The organism is Megasphaera sp. DJF_B143 (genome assembly GCF_900320625.1).
GTDB lineage: Bacteria > Bacillota > Negativicutes > Veillonellales > Megasphaeraceae > Megasphaera > Megasphaera hexanoica.
In genome coordinates this window covers 1-3,516 of record NZ_ONTA01000143.1, presented here as the reverse complement: position 1 = coordinate 3,516, position 3,516 = coordinate 1, and the positions used below count along the sequence as shown (strand labels likewise).

The 3,516-nt window shown below is 48.6% G+C and carries 5 protein-coding genes; 4 read left to right on the top strand and 1 reads right to left on the bottom strand.

From position 1 onward, the window contains the following. The 4 genes from DBO31_RS04395 to DBO31_RS04380 all read left to right on the top strand — a co-directional run. Positions 1–486: DUF3298 domain-containing protein (locus DBO31_RS04395; RefSeq protein ID WP_150824533.1), on the top strand; the 486-nt coding region annotated here is incomplete at its 5' end. Positions 487–640: 154 nt separating this feature from the next. Continuing rightward, the gene (locus DBO31_RS04390; RefSeq protein ID WP_059075385.1) at positions 641–802 is read left to right on the top strand and encodes a rubredoxin; all 162 of its coding nucleotides are present in this window, start codon (positions 641–643) and stop codon (positions 800–802) included. Positions 803–955: 153 nt separating this feature from the next. Then, complete coding sequence (locus DBO31_RS04385; protein ID WP_075581309.1) at positions 956–1,984, top strand: alpha-hydroxy-acid oxidizing protein; 1,029 nt, start codon at positions 956–958, stop codon at positions 1,982–1,984. A gap of 110 nt (positions 1,985–2,094) precedes the next feature. Further along, a complete protein-coding gene (locus DBO31_RS04380) occupies positions 2,095–3,096 on the top strand; it encodes a VirK/YbjX family protein (protein ID WP_059075383.1) in 1,002 nt (333 codons plus the stop codon). A 148-nt stretch (positions 3,097–3,244) separates the two neighbouring features. On the opposite strand, the gene DBO31_RS04375 is transcribed toward DBO31_RS04380, so the two are convergent. Further along, the coding region (locus DBO31_RS04375) for an ATP-binding cassette domain-containing protein (protein WP_150824532.1) at positions 3,245–3,516 on the bottom strand (272 nt) is incomplete at its 5' end.

The following is a 3,516-nucleotide window of genomic DNA, read 5'->3' as shown; positions in this document are numbered from 1 at the left end:
GCAGCGACGGCACAAATCCGTCAGTATTATGCAGATGAACAGAAAGAAACGCAGGATTTTTTCAATAAGCAGAAAGATAAAGCCGGCAATCATAGTTTTGTCACGGAAACGAAATCTTATGAAGTAACGCATAATGATGGTACCTATTTATCCATCGTCGAATCGGGACAAATCTATTTTGGCCGGGATGCTCACCCGACCCATTGGAAAAAAGGGACAACGTTTGATTTGACGACGGGGAAAAAAGTAACCTGGCAGGAAATTATCAAGCCGGGCGATGAAAAGTATTTTACGATCAAAAAAATCAATCAGGCGTTGTTCTCCAGCAAGTATCAGCTTTCTTCTTATTTTACCGGCCTGACACAGCTTCCGGAAAACTATTATCTCGATAAAGCGGGGAATATCCATTTCCTGTTCGGGCTCTATGAAGTAGCTCCCTATTCTACGGGCATCGTCGATTTGAATATGATGAAACGGGCAAAGTAAATTCGCATGTACCTTTGGCCTTATGGTAGTGTGTCCATTAGGAACACTACCATATATACATTTTTCAGTTGCAAATTTTATAGGACCATGATATGATGTGATGAGTGAAACATAATTATTTACTAAGATTTAGTATGATTTTGGAGGTAGAATCATGGACAAATACGAATGCACTATTTGTGGTTATATTTATGATGAAGCAGAAGGCGACGCTGACAACGGCGTAGCAGCAGGCACAAAATTTGCTGACCTGGCTGATGACTGGGTTTGTCCTACCTGCGGCGCTGGTAAAGACGCTTTTGTAAAAATGGACTAAGTCTGTCTCTATAGGCGGATTCGACGGGATTGTCTTCGGGCAGTCCCGTTTTTGTTTTATGATAGATGCATTTTTCTATAGCGTAACAGGATGCATTGCAGTACAATATAAATAAAGTGTCATACATGTATACAACTTAAGGAGGTATGTCAAATGGATTTGAAAGAAGTACGTGACATTGCGCGTCAGAAAATGAAAGGCTGTCATGTCTGTCCCGAATGTAATGGGAAAGCCTGCGTCGGCATGATTCCCGGTTTTGGCGGCCTGCGCACGGCCCGTTCATTTATGCGCAATATGGAAGCATTGCAGGAATACGGCCTGGTCATGCGCAGCATGTCCGGACAGGATGAACCGGATACGAGCTGTCAGATACTGGGACGCAAACTGAGTATGCCTGTACTTATTGCACCTGTCGGTGGGATTGTTCTGAATGCCAAGGTAGACGGTGATCCGGCTACAGTAGAACAGGAATATGATGAAGCCGTGACACAGGGTGCCATGGACGCAGGTACGCTGTGCTTTACTGGAGACAGCGGCGCTCCTTATATGTATGCTTCGGGTATTGCTTCCTGTAAGAAACGCCCGGGCGTAGTCATCCCGACGATCAAACCCCGCAGTAATGACAAAATCATAGAAAAAGCCCATGAAGCGGAAGCTGCCGGCGCTTTCGCCGTTGCCAGCGATATTGATGCGGCGACATTGATCAATATGCGCATCTTTGGCCAGCCAGTAGGACCTAAGAGCGCTGGTGATATTACAGAAATCGTGAAATCCATCCAGCTGCCGTTCATCGTAAAAGGCATCATGTCGCCGGAAGAAGCCGTTGCCTGTGCCGATGCCGGAGCAAAAGGCATTGTCGTCAGCAATCACGGCGGCCGTGTCCTCGACGGCATGGCAGGTACGGCGGATGTGCTGCCGGGCATAGCTGATGCCGTTAAAGGCCGGCTGACGATTTTCGTCGATGGCGGTGTCCGTCACGGCGAAGACGTACTGAAGATGCTGGCTCTCGGTGCTGATGCGGTCCTTTTGGGACGTCCGGCTGCCGTAGCCGCTATCGGTGGCGGGGCGGAAGGTGTCAAACTGCTTCTGGATACACTGAAGCGGGAACTCATGGATGCCATGATGATTACCGGTGTCCGCGACTTGTCCCACGTCCCGTCAAATGTTGTTAGAAAATTATAACGATTGGCAGCCAGTCACCAGCCACTAATCCTACATTGACAGCCCGCTTGTCTTGCCCGTATAATAGTACTATTGCAATTATTGCAGTTGTACTCGATAGGAGGTATTTCATGCACAGCATTTCCTATTTCTGGCACTTATCGCGCCTTATATACGGACCACGGAATTTCCAGGAAAACAAGCGGGCTGTCGTTTTTTTTGCCCGTGCCATATCTAACCGGACCTTGTTTGAAGAATTGTACGATTTCTTCAATCACTATGAACCCATGAAAGGATTCTTTGACCAGCATGATCCTGATTTCCAGGAAGTCATGACCCGCGTCTTCTTATTCAAGAATTCGACCATGCGCCAGCGCCTCGATGCCTTGAAGCACCATTTCACTATCTTGCGGACGTTCTTTTCCGATGACGTCATTCACGAACTGTACTGGGGAAATGGCTATACCCTGTGGACCTCGCCGGATGAATCGCTGCCCTTGGAAGCACGGCTCATCTTTGATACGGGCCAGCGCAAGGAAGGCTTCCTGTCACTCTATCTCTATCACGAAGGCCAGATGATTTACCATTTTAATTTCCGCTTTGACTACAATGCTGATGGCACACCGTCCATGTATATCGGTACTATCCAGGGATCAAAACACGGCCTGGAAACGACGAAAGTCCTGACTAAAAAGCTTTTTGGATACCGTCCGAAGAATTTTATTCTTTACTTGATGCGCATTTTCGTCCAGACACTGGGCATTCACGATATGTACGTCATAACCGACGAAGGCTTCTATACTAACAGCCACATGCTGCGCGGCAACCGCTCGAAGAAGACCAATTTCAATGACTTCTGGGTTGGTGAAGGTGCCGTACCTGATAGTAAGGAACAGTGGTATTTCCGCCTGCCTATCGAAGAAAAACGGCGCAAATACGGCGAAATCAAGTCCCAGAAGCGCAATCTTTTCCGCAAGCGCTATCTCCTTATGGACACCATCGTTCCTCCCTATATCGCTGCCATCAAGTCTCTCTTCCGGCAGGGATTTGATCCCATACCGTCGGCCATTGACGAAGCGGCTATCACCGATAAACCGGCTGACTACGATCCCATCGAAGCACCGGTGAAATAGCCTGTAGTACAAAGTTTATAGTTTGCAGCAAAAAAGAACCCTTCAGACGCATGCAACAGATGCTCTCTTTTATAGTGCATCTGCTGCATGACGGTGAGGGTTCTTTTTTTGGTGCGACCGGCAGCCATCAGCTAGCGACCTGCGATTCCTACGGATCTCCGATGACGATGCGCCGGCCTCCCTGGGATTCGTAAAGACGATGAGAAATAGAGAGGACGGTCCGGTTCTGGGCAACTGCCTGCAGAGCCTGAAGAACTTGGGATTCTGTGAGGGAATCGAGGTTGGCTGTGATTTCGTCGAACAAGAGGATTTGCGGGTCCATGACGACGGCCCGGGCGATGGACAGGAGCTGGCCCTGGCCACGGGAAAAGAACTCTGGCTTGTAAGGCGTAGCCAATCCCTGGGGCAGGGCGTGGCATG